The 966-nt window shown below is 58.7% G+C and carries 1 protein-coding gene; it reads left to right on the forward strand.

The features are described 5' to 3' along the window. Positions 1-966, forward strand: a 966-nt coding sequence (locus E5X88_RS33485; protein WP_292168551.1) for a P-loop NTPase fold protein, incomplete at both ends; no start/stop codon positions are given.

Consider the following 966-nt stretch of genomic DNA (forward strand, 5'->3'; position numbering starts at 1 on the left):
CTAATGGAAATCATCGCCCGCGCGATCCTGGCGCGGGCCGAGGAGCAGAAAGGTACTGTTGGCAAAGCGGTCGAAAAGGCGAAGGGCTTGCTTGCTCGCGTGAGTTGGTTTCGCCTCGCCAGCGTCAGCGCAACCACAGTGGCAGCTCTCGCGGTCGGTCTGCCGCCGATAGGGCTGCTGGGAGACGGGTTATCTGCCATCAAAGGCCTTTTCGATGGCTCGGTCGATCAAAAGGACATCGATCAAGCCGCCAATGTTGCGTCAAAAGCTGCGGAAGGCGGAAAGGGTCTGATCAGTCCCGCAGCCGCTCCGAAAGGTCCGACACCTCCGCAGGCCATTCATGATTTTCGCGATGCCTTGGAGGACACGCTTCGCGAGCTTGATGTGACGCTCGTCGTTCTGATCGACGATCTTGATCGCTGTCTTCCGCCGGCCGCGATTGCGACGCTCGAGGCGATGCGGCTCTTTCTCTTCTTGAAGAAAACAGCCTTTGTCATCGCGGCCGATGACGCCGTCATCCGCGAGGCCGTGCGCGCGCACTTCAAAGGCATGACCCTGAATGATGATCTGGTCACGAACTACTTCGACAAGCTGATACAGGTGCCCATTCGCGTTCCACCCCTCGGGACGCAGGATGTCCGTGCATATCTGATGATGCTCTTCGTCGAGAACAGCACGCTGCCTCAAACAGAAAAGGACAAGATACGCACTGCAATTAGCGAACGCCTCGGCGAAACATGGACGGGCAAGCGTGTCGATCGCGCCTTCGTGGCTTCTCAGATTTCCGGGGCCACGCCAACCCTGTCGGCCCAACTGGATTTGGCAGACCGCATCGCGCCGATTCTAACAACATCGTCGAAGATTGCGGGCAATCCTCGCTTGATAAAGCGCTTTCTGAACACCCTATCCATTCGCACGTCGATCGCGCGCGCCCAGAAGGTGAGCGTGGACGAGACGGCCTTGGCG

The sequence above is a fragment of the Mesorhizobium sp. genome (assembly GCF_004962245.1).
GTDB lineage: Bacteria > Pseudomonadota > Alphaproteobacteria > Rhizobiales > Rhizobiaceae > Mesorhizobium.